15 protein-coding genes are annotated in these 16,640 nt (G+C 60.2%); 2 read left to right on the top strand and 13 right to left on the bottom strand.

What is annotated here, in order from left to right:
• Window positions 1-35 precede the first annotated feature (35 nt).
• Both B0G81_RS38385 and B0G81_RS38390 read right to left on the bottom strand, forming a co-directional pair.
• Window positions 36-1,064, bottom strand: a complete 1,029-nt coding sequence (locus tag B0G81_RS38385) for a galactitol-1-phosphate 5-dehydrogenase (protein ID WP_243856831.1) — start codon at window positions 1,062-1,064, stop codon at window positions 36-38.
• A 123-nt stretch (window positions 1,065-1,187) separates the two neighbouring features.
• Window positions 1,188-2,468 (bottom strand): substrate-binding domain-containing protein, encoded by a 1,281-nt coding sequence (locus B0G81_RS38390; protein ID WP_243856832.1) that lies wholly within the window; start codon window positions 2,466-2,468, stop codon window positions 1,188-1,190.
• Between the two features lie 381 nt (window positions 2,469-2,849).
• On the opposite strand from B0G81_RS38390, the gene B0G81_RS38400 reads away from it, so the two are divergent.
• Window positions 2,850-3,107, top strand: a complete 258-nt coding sequence (locus tag B0G81_RS38400) for a hypothetical protein (protein ID WP_134143409.1) — start codon at window positions 2,850-2,852, stop codon at window positions 3,105-3,107.
• Between the two features lie 373 nt (window positions 3,108-3,480).
• Here the strand turns inward: B0G81_RS38400 and B0G81_RS38410 are convergent, their stop codons facing one another.
• The 9 genes from B0G81_RS38410 to B0G81_RS38455 all read right to left on the bottom strand — a co-directional run bounded on the left by B0G81_RS38410 (window position 3,481) and on the right by B0G81_RS38455 (window position 13,253).
• A complete protein-coding gene (locus tag B0G81_RS38410; RefSeq protein ID WP_134143410.1) occupies window positions 3,481-4,200 on the bottom strand; it encodes an IS6 family transposase in 720 nt (239 codons plus the stop codon).
• Window positions 4,201-4,395: 195 nt separating this feature from the next.
• Complete coding sequence (locus B0G81_RS38415) at window positions 4,396-4,695, bottom strand: hypothetical protein (protein ID WP_134143411.1); 300 nt, start codon at window positions 4,693-4,695, stop codon at window positions 4,396-4,398.
• 187 nt (window positions 4,696-4,882) lie between these two features.
• Entirely contained in the window at window positions 4,883-5,344 is a 462-nt protein-coding gene (locus B0G81_RS38420) for a hypothetical protein (RefSeq protein ID WP_134143864.1), read from the bottom strand.
• 27 nt (window positions 5,345-5,371) lie between these two features.
• Window positions 5,372-6,751, bottom strand: a complete 1,380-nt coding sequence (locus B0G81_RS38425) for a helix-turn-helix domain-containing protein (protein WP_243856833.1) — start codon at window positions 6,749-6,751, stop codon at window positions 5,372-5,374.
• 216 nt (window positions 6,752-6,967) lie between these two features.
• Window positions 6,968-7,972: a PDDEXK nuclease domain-containing protein gene (locus B0G81_RS38430; protein ID WP_134143412.1), complete on the bottom strand. Its 1,005-nt coding sequence runs from the start codon at window positions 7,970-7,972 to the stop codon at window positions 6,968-6,970.
• Window positions 7,973-8,302: 330 nt separating this feature from the next.
• Window positions 8,303-9,376 (bottom strand): macro domain-containing protein, encoded by a 1,074-nt coding sequence (locus B0G81_RS38435; protein WP_134143413.1) that lies wholly within the window; start codon window positions 9,374-9,376, stop codon window positions 8,303-8,305.
• Window positions 9,376-10,020, bottom strand: coding sequence for a DUF4433 domain-containing protein (locus B0G81_RS38440; RefSeq protein ID WP_134143414.1), 645 nt, complete (start codon window positions 10,018-10,020; stop codon window positions 9,376-9,378). The genes B0G81_RS38435 and B0G81_RS38440 overlap by 1 nt, the downstream gene beginning before the upstream one ends.
• A 1,316-nt stretch (window positions 10,021-11,336) precedes the next feature.
• Window positions 11,337-11,783, bottom strand: coding sequence for an SET domain-containing protein-lysine N-methyltransferase (locus tag B0G81_RS38445; protein ID WP_134143415.1), 447 nt, complete (start codon window positions 11,781-11,783; stop codon window positions 11,337-11,339).
• Window positions 11,784-12,239: 456 nt separating this feature from the next.
• Window positions 12,240-13,253, bottom strand: coding sequence for a DNA-binding protein (locus B0G81_RS38455; protein WP_134143416.1), 1,014 nt, complete (start codon window positions 13,251-13,253; stop codon window positions 12,240-12,242).
• 188 nt (window positions 13,254-13,441) lie between these two features.
• Between B0G81_RS38455 and B0G81_RS38460 the strand changes: the two genes are divergently transcribed.
• On the top strand, window positions 13,442-14,590 hold the full coding sequence (locus B0G81_RS38460; RefSeq protein WP_243856895.1) for a tyrosine-type recombinase/integrase: 1,149 nt from the start codon (window positions 13,442-13,444) through the stop codon (window positions 14,588-14,590).
• 18 nt (window positions 14,591-14,608) lie between these two features.
• Here the strand turns inward: B0G81_RS38460 and B0G81_RS38465 are convergent, their stop codons facing one another.
• Both B0G81_RS38465 and B0G81_RS38470 read right to left on the bottom strand, forming a co-directional pair.
• A complete protein-coding gene (locus tag B0G81_RS38465) occupies window positions 14,609-14,881 on the bottom strand; it encodes a DUF1488 family protein (protein ID WP_134143418.1) in 273 nt (90 codons plus the stop codon).
• A gap of 1,030 nt (window positions 14,882-15,911) precedes the next feature.
• Window positions 15,912-16,547 (bottom strand): thiopurine S-methyltransferase, encoded by a 636-nt coding sequence (locus tag B0G81_RS38470; protein ID WP_134143419.1) that lies wholly within the window; start codon window positions 16,545-16,547, stop codon window positions 15,912-15,914.
• Window positions 16,548-16,640 lie beyond the last annotated feature (93 nt).

A 16,640-nucleotide genomic window follows, 5' to 3' on the forward strand; every position in this document is an offset into this window, starting at 1 on the left:
CTTGTCTCCTCCTACGTAAGTTTGTTGTTTATATATTACGCAGGCAGCTTCGAAGGCCGGAAGACAACTTTGGCCGCTCCTTTTTTTTCCGCAAAATGCTGGAACATCTCAGGCAGCGCTTCGAGCGGAAGATCATGGGTAATCATGAAATCCCAGCGCAGCGCGCCGCTCGCCAGCTTGTCGATGGCGGCCGTCCATTCGTCGCCGGGGAACGGTGACGAGAACGAATTCCACGCGCCATGCAACGACACTTCCTGACGTAGGAAATGCGAGAAGCTTTTCGTCGTCAGCGAGACATCCGCGGTGGGGATGCCGATAAACACGACATGACCGCCCGGGCCGGCCAACTGGATCGCCTGGTTGATCGCGCTCGGATGGCCGGCCGCTTCGACGATGAGATGGCAACGCGGCAACGATTCGTCGGGCTGGCCGCTCAGCAGCGTGTGCGTTGCACCGGCGACGCGCGCCATTTCGAGCTTGTCCTCGGAAATATCGATCGCAACGATATGGCGAGCGCCCATCAACTTCATCCACTGAATCGCGAACAGTCCGATCGGGCCGCAGCCGACCACGGCCGCGTCCTGCCCCGCCTTGAGTTCGCCTTGCCAGAGGGCGTGGATCGCAATGGCAGCCGGGTCGACCAGCGACGCCGCAGTCGGATCCATGCCCTGCGGCACCTTCACCAGATTGGTCAGCGGCACGCTGACGAATTCCGCATAGGCGCCGTCGCGCCGGCTGCCAAAGTAATCGTAGTCGAGGCAACGCGACGGATGTCCACGCAGGCATTGGTCGCATTTAAGGCATGGAATCAGCGGCGGCACGGTCACCAGTTCGCCGATCGAGAAACCCTCGAGGCCGTCGCCGAGCGCCTCGATAAAGCCAGAGAATTCATGGCCGCAGATGAGCGGCATCACGTGCGCGCCTTTGCTCAGCATTCGCGGGATGTCAGACCCGCACACGCCACATGCAGCGACGCACACGAGTGCGTGTCCCGCCTTGACAATGGGCTTTTCAACCTCTTCGACACGGATGTCGCCCGGTCGATGCATGACTGCTGCTCGCACGATTATTTCCTTACCAAGTGAGTAAATGAAACCCGCCACGAGCTGCGACTTCCGTTCGTACAACTGACCGGTTACGCGCTCATGACCAGGCGATTCGGGCCGGCGGCTAGCCGGCCCGAGACATCAGAAGACCTTTGGACGGTATTCGCCGAACAGGCCGTCGTGTTTGATCTGTTTGACGTTGTCTTTGGTGACGGCTTCCGTGCCGGCATCGACGAACGCCGGTACTTTCCTGCCCGCCACCACCTCGCGAGCTGTCTGGATAGTGATATCGCCCAGATAACGCGGATCATTCAGCGAGGTTGAGACGTACTGGTTGCCATTCTCGGTCGCATTCAACGCTTCAGACAAACCGTCGACACCGGCCACCAGCACGTCCTTGCGATTGGCTTCCTGCAGAACCTGCATCGCGCCGAGCGCCATGTCGTCGTTATGCGCAACCACGGCCTTCAGATCAGGGTTCGCCTGCAGCAGATCCTGCATGGCAGTGACAGCATTAGCGCGGATGTATTCGCTGTAGGGGCCTTCGACGATCTTGAAGCCCGTACCTTCGACCGCTTCGTGGAAGCCTTTGCGCCGATCCATCATCACCGTGCCGCCCGCATCGCCCTGGATCTCGATGATCTTGCCGCTAGTGACGCCCTTCTTTTTCAGCGCGGCGACCAGCGCCTTGCCAGACAGCTCGCCCATCTTCACGTTGTCGCGGCCGATATAGGCGACGACGTTGCCATGCACGTTGCGATCGACGGTGATGACCGGCACGTGAGCACGCTGGGCGGCTTCGAGGGACGGTGCGATTGCATCCGGATTCACCGGATCGACGATCAGCACATTCACCTTACGAGTGAGCAGGTCCTGAATGTCGTTGTTCTGCTTGGTCACGTCGCCATTCGCGTCGAGAAAGATCAGTTCGTCGCCGTCTGCCGCGGCGGCCGCTTGAGCGCCCTCCTTGAGCTGGACATAGAACGGTGACTGAAGCGTGACCTGGCTAAAACCGATTTTCAGGCCTTTGGCATAAGTGGCCGAAGTAGCAGTGAGGGCAGCAACCGCGATAAGCGTGATTGACACGAACCTCGCGGGATGGGCAGTACCTTTAACCATTGGGTCGTCTCCGAATTTGTTGTTTGCTTCTCTCAAATCACAAATGTGATTGTATTTCACATTTGTGAGTTTAAGATAGTTGCTGACGGGGGGGTTGTCAACTGAAAGTTGTGCAACGGTCGGGCACAAATGCGCTATTCGGGGTCGACGCGCGACGGCGACACGCCGTGGTGCGCGACGGCTAGCCGGCTCCGTTGCCTTTCGCGTCAGCACGCACCAGGGTCGCTCCGGAGGGGCGTGCTTGTCCGTTTTCAAGAGATTTCGATCATGAATCAGGCCACGCGCATCAAGCCGTTGTTTCATCCGGGCAAACTGCTCGTGACGGCTGCCGCCCTTGCCGCCCTACGCGCGAGAACGGCGTCCCCGCGTAATCAGCGTCATGCTTCGTCATATCCGCTGTGACTGGGGCACTGTTTCTGACAACGACAAAGAACAGAACGACCTGTCGCTCGCCTCTGGCCTACGCCTGCTGTCGACATATCGCCTGCCCGATGACAACCGGATCATCGTGGCCACGGAATGGGATCGTCGAACACCACCATCGAAAGCCTGGATGAAGTCGCGGCCGGTAGCGAGGGCCGGCCTGCTCCGACAGGGTGTACCCGTTGTCCCCATGGCCGAATGCTACCTACGCACAGGGCGGACGGGCATGAGCCGCGACATCAAGAATGATCCCGGTTTCCGATGGGCCGACCAGCCATCACACCCGCGGCTGAAGCCGCCCTCAATGCGGCCGGCATTCACCCGATGCAACTGCTCGCACGTCACATTCACCGAGACTGGGAGGATTTATCTGTCGAGGATCTGGCAGAAAACGAGTTAGCGTTGCTGACCGATAAGCGGCTGCTGTCGAGCTATGGGCTACCCAAAGGCGGCAAGGTCTGGGTCATTACCGAGGCGGACCGCTCGGCGACGACGATCCTGCTGCCCGAAAATTACTGACACGACGGCGGCAAATGCATACGAGCAGGCTCGCGAGAATGCCTGCTCGTTTCGTCAAAGCGCGAGCCGTCAACCGAAGCAATTTTGTCAAAATCGCGCCAACAAAAGTGTAAGTCGCAACGTGCCTGAGTGAGCATTAAGCGCCCATACCCAATAAAATGGCATTGTCAAGTTGCGGGATCGGTCGCGTAAGATGGCGCGATGAAGAAATCGAAATCACTCTATCACGGTCACCGTTTCCCAGCCGGCGTCATCAGTTGCGCCGTGCGCTGGTGAAGTTGACCCAGAAAAACGGATTTTTCGAGGAGCGCTTCAGGGTTGTGGTGCAAAAATTTAGATCGGGGGCGAGCGAAGTGTGTGCCACCCCGTCGCGTCATGCCGCGAGCACGGCACTCCAGATTGCAGGCGGAGTTTGGTCTTTGATGCGCAGGCGACCGATGGCAAACTGGTTCTTGCGAATGCGATGCAGGAGTTCGACGCCGGCCAGCGTGATCGCCGCGCAGTCGAAGTTCTTGAACCCCAACATGGGGCCAATCCGCGACTTGACGCCGCGATGATCCTGCTCGATCAGATTGTTCAAATACTTCGACGAGCGGCACTTCGTGTTGCGCCACGCCGGATTTTCGCCGGGCAGTTCGCGCACTGCCCGATGTGACGCCGCGTAGCCATCGAGCGTGATGCTGGTGGGAGCCCGGCCCTGGGTTCTGAGCGCCTTGCGCAGGAAGGCTTTAGCCGCCGCCACGTCACGTTTCGGAGTGAGCCTGAAGTCGACCGTATTGCCATCGCGATCAACAGCGCGGTACAGGTAGACCCACCGCCCGCGCACCTTCACGTACGTCTCGTCGACGCGCCACGAGCGGCCGGTTTTGCGCGCATAACGGGCCCAACGCTTCTCGAATTCCGGCACGTAGCGTTGGACCCAGCGCATGATGGTCGTATGTGCGACGTGCAGTCCGCGTTCCACCATCATTTCGACGAGGTCCCGATACGAGAGCTTGTAGCGGCAATACCAGCGCACACAGAGAATGATGAGTTCGCGTTCAACGTGCCGACCTTTGAACAGTTCGTCCAGATCCCGGAGCTTCTTCGCCATCCTGCATCACCGCCGCTAAAGCCTCTACTTTAGCTCACCGCGAATTCGCACCAGAACCACGTCAGCGACGTTACGTTCCATTGCCCATTTGATCGAAGCACGTCAATCAGAGGTCGTCGCCGATCGGTACAGGCGGGTTATTTGCTGTGATTCGTTCGAGCGACCGCTGCCGGTTGAAGTGCACGTTCGCGGCGGTTAGAAGAACAGCCAGCGCTGCGCGATACTCGGCGATGCCGACTTGTAGGCGTGGCCGTTGCGGTGCTCATGATGCGCCAAGACGATACCCACCATCCAGTCGACGAACTGCAGGGAAAAACTGTCCTTACTTTCCCATGGCGTGGTCTGCAGTATCGTCTCGGCGCCACAGCCCGCGAGTTCGGTGCAGAGATACTCGTGCAGTGAATGCTTGAGTTCGATCTTCAGGGCGCGGGCGTCCAGGATAAAGCATACCGAATCGTATTCGCTCATGACCTCATGCAGCAGGAGCTTCGCCATGAAGTTGTACAGGCCGTTGGGCGAGCGTCGGAAAGCGCTGTTCGCCTTTTTCTTGCGAACAGTAATCCTGACGAAAACGAATGTCGGGACCGATTCGCGCGGATGTTCGCGAGTTCGCCGGCGAAAGCCATCTGCTCACCCCACGAGAGCTGTACGGAGAGGCCACACGCTTTGGTCGCGCAAAGATTTACGCCGCTTCTTCGTCTTCGTCGGGTGCGTTCTTTCTCCATTCGATGTCATCGGTAAGGTCCATGGGGATTGAGATGGGTTCCTCGTCTTCGTGGACACTATTCCAGTGATCAGCATCCAACGATAGTTGGACCCCGTCTCCGACCATCTGCTCGCGGCGGTTGATTAGCGACTTATGCATCTGATGCCGTGGCGCTTCGTCGATGTCAATCCACAACGTAAGCTGTACCCCTCCCTGGTTTACTGGCAGGGCGTGGTTGGCGCGATAAGACTTGCCGGTCCTCGGATCACGGCGGAACTCCTGTCGTGCGGCCTGCGTGAACTCCTTCGCCAGCATGTCGAACGGATCTTTCGGCTTAGGTAGCGGCCATCCGCGCTGGTGTGCGAATTTAGCCACCTTCTTCATATCCACTTCGTGTTCGCCGGTGGCTTCTTTGTACTGGCGAATCATGTACTGCATCTCTACGTGCTTTGTCACCGCTGCTCCCTATAAAAGACCAACTGGAGCGATGTCGCCCCAACCATCAACCATCGCGCTGGGCGCTACGATGGAGCGTATCTTTACCAAATGAGCGCGGAAACGATCGTAGCGCCCCGTACGATGCTGAAGTTGGCCGGCAATCAGGCCGGGATGCACGTTGATGGTTTTGGCGAAGCCTAGTAGGTCCCGCTCCGCGAAGAACGGAGCTTTGCGCGCAATGAACGAATCCATCTTTTTTCTGGGAACGCAAAAATCTGCTGCAGCAGCGTTCGCGATCTGTTCTTCTTCGCTGACGGTTTCTCCCGTGCCGGCTCTCTCGCCTTCGAGTTCGATATCAAGAATGATCGCGTCCTTACCGTGTCCTTGAAGGACATGTTCCAATTCGTGACGTAGCACAAACCAGAAATTGTCCAGTCGGTCATGACGCAGCGTCATGCCAATGACTGGGGAGTGCTCGTCAAGCCACATACATACGCCGTCAATCTTGGCGGCGGTGAGCGACTCAACAAGGACAAATCGAATGCCAGCCTCAGCGAGGATCTTAGGAACTTTTCGCGCTTCCTCGGCTGCCGCCAAGAGCGTTGCAAGCTTTGCAATCGCCTGCTTGCCTAGCTGGGGACTATATTTTGGGACCAGCATTTCGCCGGCAATTTCGCGCACGCGATATAGCCATGCGATCTGAACCGGCGTGGGATTTCCGTGCACTAATGTCTTCTTGGCGGCATGCGGAAGTACTTCAATCGCGTCGGGTGATTCTGCCTTGAAGAATTTAGCCAGCGCATTTTCCACTGCTTGCACGTCTCGCGAGTCGTCGGCGTCTAACCAACCTCGCTTGATCATTTCTACGACCGGCAATCCTCCAAACAACTGAGCGCGAGTGGCGCGGCCGGGATCCGGTCTCGCTGAAATTCGGGCCTTAGCCAGATCGAACGACTTTTGAAGGTGAAGAAAATTTTCTGCCGGGACCTCGAAGATCTCCTCGAGTGAAATGGCCATTGCTGCGTCGACCGGTCGTTTGTCGGAAACGAGCCGGTTGATGCTGCTGTCGTCGACGCCGAGAATCACTGCGAGCACGCGTTTTGACCAGCCCCGCACTTCAAGTAGGGCGTCAATGTACTGTCCTGGGGTTCGAAAGTCGGTTGGGTCGATTTGCATGATGTTTTCACAATACGCCAGTTTGCGCAAAAACGCAAACTGGCGTATCTGACCGAATCTCGCCGTCTCGCCCCCCGAGGTGGCGGTTTCGTTTTCCGAAGTGGAGAATCCAATGTTAACGTGCGCGGTTGGACCGCCTGCGGTGTACCGCGCCTTATCGCTAGTACCCAACTCGCCGAGGTCAAAGATCGCAACGGGGTCGTGAACCGTCGACCGCCGCCGCGAAAACACCTGCCGTTTCCGCGATCCCAATGAACTGCAGAAGCACGGCTCCGGTCGCAATCAGGTTCGATGAGCATCCTATCGCGATAACAAATTGACTATTTGGACTGCTTTTCTGCCTGAACTGGCATCGATGAAAACGCGTCACCCTTTCCACATGATGATGCGTTGCCGACTCGCGGCCTCGCCTTCAGATGACCGGATATTCTAGCGGCAGATCCAGACCTACGAGGCCCCGGTACGCCGGTCCAGTTCCGCTGTCGTGCGCTCCAGCTCCTGCACGATCATTGCCTCGTCTGGCAACACCGTCTGGTATTCCGCCGCGAGAATCTTGTTCGGCAGGTTGTCCAGCACGTAGTGTGCTTCGGCCGCACCTTTTTCGGCGCAAAGGATCAGACCGACAGGCGGATTCTCCGCCGGCTTCATCCAGTGCTCGCGCGCGTAGTTCAGGTAAAGATGCATCTGCCCGCCGTCCGCATAGCTGAAGCGACCGACCTTGAGATCGATGATGACCAGGCATCTCAAACGTCGATGGAAAAACAACAGGTCGACCCTGAACCATGTGTCGTCGGTTCTCAGGCGGCGCTGCCGGCCGACGAAAGCAAAGTCGTCGCCGAGCTCAAGCAGGAAGTCCGCCAGATGCTGGATCAGCGCCTCCTCAAGATCCGACTCCGAGTACTCGTCCTTGATGTCGAGAAACTCGAGTACGAACGGGTCGAGAATCGCCTCCTCTGGCGTGAGGAGATCACCCGGCTGGACATCGGCGGCTTTCCTGAGCAGGGCCGCCTTGTTGCGCGACAGCGCCAGCCGCTCGTAAAGCTGGCTACTGATCTGGCGGTCGAGCTGGCGCACCGACCAGCCTTCGCGCAACGCCTCGGTTTCATAGAATGAGCGAGCGGCCGCCGTCTTCACTGAAAGCAGGCGCACATAGGCGGACCACGGCAACGTAAAACGGCCGGCCAGCGTCAGGTAATCGGGTGCCGTTGTCATGGCGTCGGCGACGTCTTTCGCCGGCAGCGATTTTCCAGACGGCGTCTGGACGTTTTCGGGGGCTGCCGATTTTCCAGACAGTGTCTGGAAAATCTCCGCCGCTGGCCAGGCGACATAGAAGGCGCGCATGCTGGCCAGATTGGCCCGGCCGAATCCCCGTCCGAAACGGCGCGTCAGGTCGTCCGCGAGCCGGGCGATCAGCGCCTGTCCGTAGTCGGCGCGCGCCTGCCCGCCCTGCACGGCTCCCTATGTCAGCCTCGACAAGTTGAACCGGTCGCTCCAGTTGCTGACGGACGTGAAGCCATTCGAGCTCCGAGATTGAACCCGTACGGAAGGAGTGTCACCGGCAGTCTTAGCTGCACTTTCGCTACATTTGGTGGAATCCGTGCGGCAACGGGATTGTTAGCGGCACGCGGCTCTCGCAGGCGGAATGATGGAACTGAGTAATGCCGGGGCTGCTCTTTGGCTCACGGCGATTGAAGCAGCATAGATGCTCTTCACAGGCGTCAAACCGCGATATGGACGCCGCCGCGCGACCGGCGTGGCCTTATGTCCTGGATAGTAGCCCTGCTACGCGTGCGCCATTTCGGTCAGCCGGGTAAGACCGATCTGAATTGCGCGTTCGTCGAACAGACGGTGCTTGCGTCGTCCGGCCGATTCACCACCCGGCCACTCAGCCAGACCCGTACGGATGCTCTCCACGCTTGCCGTGCAACCCTCGCGTACCAGCAGCCAGTCCAGCGATGCAAGCAGTTCAAGACCAAACGGCGATTCGAATCCATCAATCAGCGACGCCGTTTCTTCTACCGCGCCGAGATACGGTTTCATCTCGCTGCTTTTCAGATACGCAGCCAGCACATCGCTGCGTCGGTCTTCGAACCAGATCACATCCAGTGGATCTGCATCCGCGATGCGTTTATCGCAATGCAGATAACTGCCGTCAAGGTTGTTGAGCAGGTGCTCGAGACGGTTTGCGTACGGGCCATATGTGTGGGCAATGAACTGGAGTTTCAGCGGGTTAGGTACTTCGGTGCGCTCGATCACACGCTCGAGGAACCACGCCAGCTTCTGAATCTCCAGCAGACTGCATTCCATACCGAGTACCCAGTACCGTCGCACCAGTTCCGCAATCAACGCACGCGCCGGCGTCAGCTTCTCGACGCCCTCTCGCTTCGACACATTCTGGTATTTGGCGATCGGCTCGTAGACAAGGATCTCGGTGCCAGACACCCCGCCCAGCGCTGCATCGATCTGTGCCTTCACAACCGGCCAGTCCAGACCGCCGTTGCCAGCACCGAGCGGCGGGATCGCTATCGACTGGACATGTTCGCGCTCAATGAATTGGCGGAGATCGTTCAATCCCGCAACGATCCACTCCAAACGGGATGGCGCGCGCCAGTTCTGTTTCGTCGGGAAATTGACGATCCAGCGGGGCCCCATCAACGCCATACGCTCCGTGACAAACATTTTGCCTGTCTGGACGCGACCTTCCTTGCAGGCAATCGCATATTCCCGGAAGTTCTCCGGGAACTGCTCCTTGAACATCAGGGCGATGCCTTTTCCCATTACTCCAACGGTGTTGACCGTGTTGACCAGCGCTTCGGCCGGCGCTTCGAGTAAATTGCCGTGGGTGTAAGTAATCATCAGAAGTACCATTTTGGAAGTGAACGTACCTGCACGCTCAAACGGCGTGCCGCCAGTTCCATCTCCAGCTCGCCCTTCACCTTATCGGTATAGCACACGATGGCGGTAAGCAGTTCCACCGGAAGCTTGCCGTGCACCAGCGCCTCAGCCTGATATCGCTCAATCTGCTCCGGATCGTCCGGATTGCGTTTGAAGTTTCGCGCCTGAAGCAGCGGCCAGTCAATCTGATCGAGATCATCTAGGTCGCTAAAGAAACGCGCCATCTGCGTATAGGCATGCCGATCCGTAAATAGGAACGGAACGCCAGACTCCTGCAGGGCAGGCAATCTGCTTACCAGGATACAGATATCTTCGTTGCGCTGCTTCGGCACGCCCCGGCCCGTGTAGATGTTGTACATCATCGGCGAAAACGGGGTGAAATAGAACGGCACATAGTCGCTCAGCGTCCCGCCTGGCGCGATGGGTACCGGGCGATGGGTGCGGCGGCTAATCAGGTCAGCGTTCCCGATGGCTACGAAGTTCGAGTCGCGTACCTGGCTGCTCGCGCACACGATGCCGTTATCAAGCAGCCACGGCAGGTTTTGCCGGTGCACGATGCGCCAGATGAACGCTTGCTTGGCGTTGAGATTTTCGTAATTCGCCATTGAATGCTCATGTCGCGGCGCGAATTGTTTCGCAATCTGGCGGCCCGTGCCGCCTCCCCGGCTACGGACAGTTCATCTGCCGAGCGCTGCGCGAATTTTACCAGCGCGCGGTGGATCGTCGCCCTCCATTCTGCATTTACCTGATAATCCTCACTGGCCAATCACGCTACCTTCGTCCGCCGCAAGGTCCCATCGACAAACGGGGAAAAGTTGGCCGGTCGCCCGAGGCGGCAGCCTCGGCAGCCAGATCGCCATCCGCGGAGCCGACTTACCGCGACGCAGGGCGCGGACGCCGAGTCACTCGCCCGGGCGGCCGGACAGCTTGCCGGAACAGAAAAATTTCTCAAGGCACAGAACGATGCCGTGCGGCCGCAGGCTGCGGTCGGGGTGAACGCGCTGCGCATTCGAACCGGCAGCTACGCGGGCGGATCGATCACCTCATTGCCGACATCGACCAGTACCAGCGCGCGCTCGCCAGTCGCGGCACGCCGCCTAGCTGCCGTCCTAGTCGTTCGCGGTTGCCGGACCATCCGTAGGAACGCTTCCGCAAGCCGAGGTCGCGATCGTTTCGCGCAGCGCCGCCGTCGTCGGGTGCAGCTGGCGCAACGCCTGCGGCCCTCCCCGGTCATGCCAGCAGCGCACGCGCATTCCTTTAGCACACCGGGCGACGCCAGCGCGCCGTGCAATGCATCGCCGTCGACGGTGGCGGGCTGTCCGCTGCCCCCGCCCCCGTCCGGTCGAATTGTATTTCCATTCATCGGCGCAAAACGTGAAGCCGCAGGAACCCGCGCCGTTACTTCGGCAGCCGCCGCAACCACGCCACGTTCGAGCGCCTGCATGCGCATTACCACCGCTTGGATCGTTGGCGTGCTCGGCTGCCGGCGGCCGCCAGACGGTCGGAACAAAATCGTCACATCTGATAACTGGAGTTATCACGAGTGATGATTTTGGTTGGCAGATTTCACGCGCTCCGTTACCCTTCGTTGAAGTGCCCGTCCCGCATGGGGTTGCGAGCAACCCCATGAACCCGCTTCCGGCCCGAGCGCCCCTGATGCCGTCCGATGAAGCGAAAGTAGCAGCGTTTCGGAAGTAAAAGTCGCAACAGCCACTTTGGCAAACATTTGCCCTATACCGACAGCGGCGCTCGGCGGCGGCCTTGGGCGCGCCGGCGTAAAGACAGAGAAAGCTGTCCCAGTCAGCCGGTCGCGGAACGTCGCCCACCGCCCTCGATGAGTCGCCGCGAAGCTTCCCGTCACGGTGCGTCCGGCCCAGCAGCATAGGAACCGCTGCTGGACCTGTCGGTTAGGTCGCGCTCGCTACCCGCTTACCGCAGCCAGCATCGATCCTTTACACCGCTTCGTCGCACAGTGGCAGGCATAGTCGGCGACCAGTTCAGGAGTGGTCGCTTCATCGAGCGTGAGCCCATAGGCGATAAACAACTCGTCGCCCTGTATCACGTCACGGATCGTCTCGATAAACACACGCCCCCGTTCGTCCTCGACCGCCTCGCAATTCGGCCGGCAGGAGTGGTTTAGCCAGCGGGCGCTATTGCCGCCCACGCTGCCGTCAATCACGCGGCCGTCGGTCAGGCCGAAGAGAAACGTGTGACCGGGTGTTCCCGAACGCTTGTGCCTGGCAGCGGCCCGCCGCCATGAGGTGACTTCACCGCGATATTCAAGGATCCGCTCGCGAGCGGCAATTGCCTGCAGCGCGAAAACGCCCCGCCCGTGAACTGAAGATTTTCTGACCGCCACACGCCGCACTTTCGGACCCCTGGTTCGTTGATGGCAGCGAGCATAGCGGGCGCTGGGTGGCACCGCAACAGCGCCGTTACCTTCAGAACAGACTGGTCTGACGGGGGTCCCGCGCCGGCGGCCGGGAAACGGCAGTACGGCCACGCCGACGACTGCGGCCACGAGTATTCCGCACCCGCTGCAGGTGGGCCAGCATCAGGCAGCCCGCTGTGCCATCACTGAAACGCAGCTCGAACAGCCCGGTTTCGCCATGCGCGCACCGCCCTGTCGCGCGAAACGACAGGCGCAGACCGCGCGACTTCGCACGCGCAACCATCTGCGTGCGACTCATCCGCTGCCCGCGGCGATGAACGCCTTCACCGCCGCGGGCAGCGACTCATGCGCGATGCCCATGGGGAGCGTCAGCCCGGTGAGCAGATAGATATCAGCCATGCAGCGACTTTCCAGAATGCAGTGATCTGCTGTTTATACCGCTTTTTTGCGGCGTGTTCCCGGTTTGGCCGCGACCGCAGCGCGGGACGGGCGGGTCGCACGCGGGCCGCTCCGGACCGTGGAAGGAACAGGCGCTCGATGCGCGTCCCGAGCCGCGATGAGTTCCGTCTGCAGGCGCGTGTTCTCCGCCTGAACCGCATCGAGCCGCCCCTGCAGTACGCCCGTCTGATGACGCGCGTCGCCCAGTTGCGATTGCAACGTCTCAACTGCCCGACGATGATCCGCATCCTTGCGGTCCGCGCGACGCGCGGCTTCGTCCAGTTCCTTCTGCAGCTTCGCCGCGTTACCCCGCTCGCGGTCGATCTCCAGCAGAGCGCGTTTCTCGGACGCCCTGAGCCGATCCTCGGCCCGTTCGGCCGCTTCGCGCTGCTTTTCCAGATCCCGCGAAAAGCCTTCCCTCACTTCCGCGAGTTCGCGATCGCGCCCAGCCAGCGCGTCCCTGAGTCGCGCGAGCTCCGCTTCGAGTGACTGTCGCTGCGCGTGAGCTTCAGCCTGCTCCTTTTCCAGCTCCCGGACCTCGACCTGCGCGGCCAGCAGCGCCGCGGTGCGCTGCTCGAGCGCGGTCCCGGTACGACCCAGTTCGTCGCGGGCGACGACGACCGACTGTTGCGCCTCGACGCGTTGTGCCTCGAGTTCTTCGCGCAACGCACCGAGCGCGGCCTCCGCTGACGCGCTCGCGCGCTGCCAGAGCGTGGCGACCAGTTCGCCGGCGGCCGCCCCGAGATCGGCGGGCAGGTCGGGATGGTCGATGCGCACGCGGCTTTTTTCGCGCAGTTCCGCCCAGAATTCACCGAGCACCTGGGTCGGCGTGCTCATGCTGCCCCGCTTCACCAGCTGGTACAGGCGGTTCGCGGTCGGCGTCATCCCGAAGCGGAAGAACAGCAGCGCGCAGACCTCACGGTACAGCTCGCGCGTCTTCGGAAATGCCACCTTCAGGCGGTCGATCTCGGCGGCCAGCGCCGCGTCGGGGGACAGGACGTCACTCATGAGGATTTTCGTCAGTGGATTACCTTATAGATTACTACGTAAACCGGCTAAATCATAACGCCCCCTTCTTTGAATTTTGACATTATTACTATAATGTTGAAATGATGCAGGACAATCAGTCCATCATCACGTCACGCCCCGACATCCGCGCTCGCTGCGCCTTCCCCCCATGAAAACCGCCCTGCCCGATCGAGACGCTCGAAGAACTGCCCGCCGCGCTCGATGGCCGCCACGGCACGAACCGCGCAACCGGCCACATGCAGGTCGCCGCTGATACCGACCTCGACGCAATCCGCGCATGGCTCGCCCGCTTCGTCGATACAAGGACGACGTTCGACAACTACCGCAAGGAAGCCGAACGGCTGCTGCTGTGGTCCACCCTGCAGATGGGCAAGCCGCTCTCCTCGCTCACGCACGAGGACCTGCTGTTCTACCAGCACTTTCTCGCCGATCCACAACCGGCAGCGCGGTGGACCGCCGATGGCGGACGCAAGCACCCGCGCAGCGATCCGCGCTGGCGGCCGTTCTATGGCCCCCTGTCGGAATCGAGCCAGCGGCAGGCCATGGTGATCCTCAACGTCATGTTTGCGTGGCTCGTGCAGGCGGGGTATCTGGCCGGCAATCCCCTGTCGCTCTCGCGCCAGCGCGCCCGTCGGGCCAGGCCGCGCATCGTCCGGTATCTGTCGCCCGAACTGTGGTTCGAAGTCAAAACGTTCATCCAGGGCATGCCCAGTGAGACCGGTCGCGAGCGTGAGCATCACGCACGCGTGCGCTGGCTTTTCACGCTGCTTTATCTCGGTGGTCTGCGCATTACCGAAGTGGGCAGCAACACGATGGGCCGGTTCTTCCGCCGGAGCGACGAGAACGGCAAGGATCGCTGGTGGCTCGAAGTAATGGGCAAAGGTGGCAAGGAACGGCTGGTGCCCGCCACTGCGGAAATGATGATGGAACTCGGCGCGTACCGGCGAACCCGCGGATTGCCAGCACTCCCCTCGCCAGGCGAGGACACGCCGCTCGTGCTGCCGGTCGGGCAGTCACTAAAGCCACTCACGCGCGCCGGGCTGCACCGGATTGTGAAGGACGTCTTCAGCGGCGCCGCTGAAGCGTTGCGGGCGCGTGGCGACGACCATGCGCAGCGCGCAGACCGCCTCGAGCAGGCATCGGCACACTGGCTGCGTCACAGCGCAGGCTCACATATGGCAGACCAGCAACTGGATCTGCGACTCGTGCGCAATAACCTGGGGCATGCGTCACTGACAACAACCAGTCAGTATCTGCACATGGACGATGATCGCCGGCATCGCGAGACCGATGAGAAACACCGCATTGAGTGGTGACGCGCGGCAGCCGAAGGACTAATGTCCGGCCTCGAAATCCCCGGTAGTGAGTCTGACGGGTTTGCCCGGATGCAGGCGGATTTTTCTTTCGGCGACCGCGATAATGCGACGCCGTCCGTCAGCAAATGCCTTGAGCATGCGGACCGGATCAGCGTCTCCGGGCAACCAGAATTGCGCTTCGAGCGCTTTCCGTGTGATCACGCAGGCGACCTCACCGCATTGACTGGCCAGGCGAAACGGGATTTCATGCCGGTCCGCCGCGACTCCTGGCATCAGGTCAACAGTGTCCATTTTCTCAACTCGTGAATTCAGCAGCGAACTTTTAGTCTGCTGTCGTCTGTCTTGAGTTTTACAGAGCGATCGAAGACGGCGAGCCGCAAATTTCCGCCACGTAGATAACCCGCCCTGTAGCGTTGCCCGCCTCCATGCAGGCAAGGCTTTGCGTTTGGCGAGGACGCAATGACGCCTGACGGGCAGTTGCGTCTCCCGGAGCGACCCAGGTCTTCAAGGTGAGCCTTTACGGGACGCGAGCTGCAAGCAAAAAATCAAGACTCGGTCATCTGGTTGAACCGGTCGGACTTAGTAATGCGCTTCTCTCTAGATCCGGATGGAGGACGCTGCGCCGGTTTTCGTGCGTAACGAGTGCTGAGTCGACCCCGGGCCAACTGTCGACATACCGAAATCTCAACTTATCGTAATGTGGGGCGGATATTCGTCGGCTAAGGCCACGGCCGGGTCATTCGGCCAATGCCGACATTGGCACAGCTTGAGTTCTACGTCGGCAATGTGGCGGAATGCTGGCGGGTGCGGCATCGAGCAACCCGACGGCAACTTTCCGCATCAGCGAACTCACACTCCCGACCCGGTATAGCTGCCGCTCGGATCCCATCCGCGTCGAGGACAGCTTTCAAGGCACAACGTTCGGTCAAGCAGGGCGCAAAATTCACGATGCAGTCGTGTCTCCGACAATCACGACTGAAGCGAGCTGCGCCCCTGCAAGCTGGCATTCGCGTTTTGCGGCGTTTCGTCCGCTACCTAGCCGGTTGCGGTTGTTTTCGCCGACGCGGAGATCGCGCACGGCGGCTGTTGGCCGGTAAGAGCCTGCTCGCTACAACATGATAGAACTCGACCGGTATCAGGCGGCCGATCCTGGCGGCGCGTCATGACGAGCAAGGAACGCATATTGCATCTGATGAGCGAAGAGAACGAAGCCCGAAGCAAGACTGCGATCAATGGTGGACGCCAGGGTCTGCGACGCATTTAAGACCTCCGCATGGATATCCTCGGACCGGGAACGGCGGCGAGGTCAGACTTGCTCGCGTCAGTTCTTAACCACCCAGACCACAGCCTCCGCACCCCCGACAGCGATCCAGCGGGGCCGATTGAGTGGACGGCGCGAACATTCGACGGCGCGAGGAAACAGCTGACGCACCTCCCGCGTATAAACCGGGAACGGCGGACCGCTTCTGCGAGTCTCGTCATACTCAATCGTAATCAGCAGCAGCAGACCTCCTGGCCTCAAGCATGCACTTAAATGCCGGGCATACCGCTGCCGGTTTTGGTGCGGTAATGCGACGAGGCCGCCGCGATCGAGTGCTGCATCGTACGTGCCGGACAAGTCAAAGAAGTCGCCCTCGAGAATTGTGACTCCTCCACCGTGCCACCGCGTAAATCTCCCATGAGTTGTCCGTTCGACGATGATGTGCCGTTCGGCGTAAAAGGCCTCACACGCGATTGGAGAGATTTCAACGCCGACCACCTCGAATCCGTGGGCGGCAAGCCAAGCCATATCAGGTGATTTTCCCGACATCGGCACCAACACCGCGCTCCGAGGAGGAACACCGAGAGTCGGCCAATGCACCGCCAGCAGGCGTCCGTGCTCTCCAGCCGAGAAAGCGCCTCCGCCGTTCACCCATTTGGTGAGCCAGTATTCAATGCCGTATGACAACTCAAACATCGCGTTTCCTTCGCAGGATAAGAGATGACTCTACCACCCAGTCCTGCCGAACGGATGTAGCGTCAGTTTGCCCAGCCGGCGTCTTCAATGGAC

The sequence above is a fragment of the Paraburkholderia sp. BL6665CI2N2 genome (genome assembly GCF_004366535.1).
Taxonomy (GTDB): Bacteria; Pseudomonadota; Gammaproteobacteria; order Burkholderiales; family Burkholderiaceae; genus Paraburkholderia.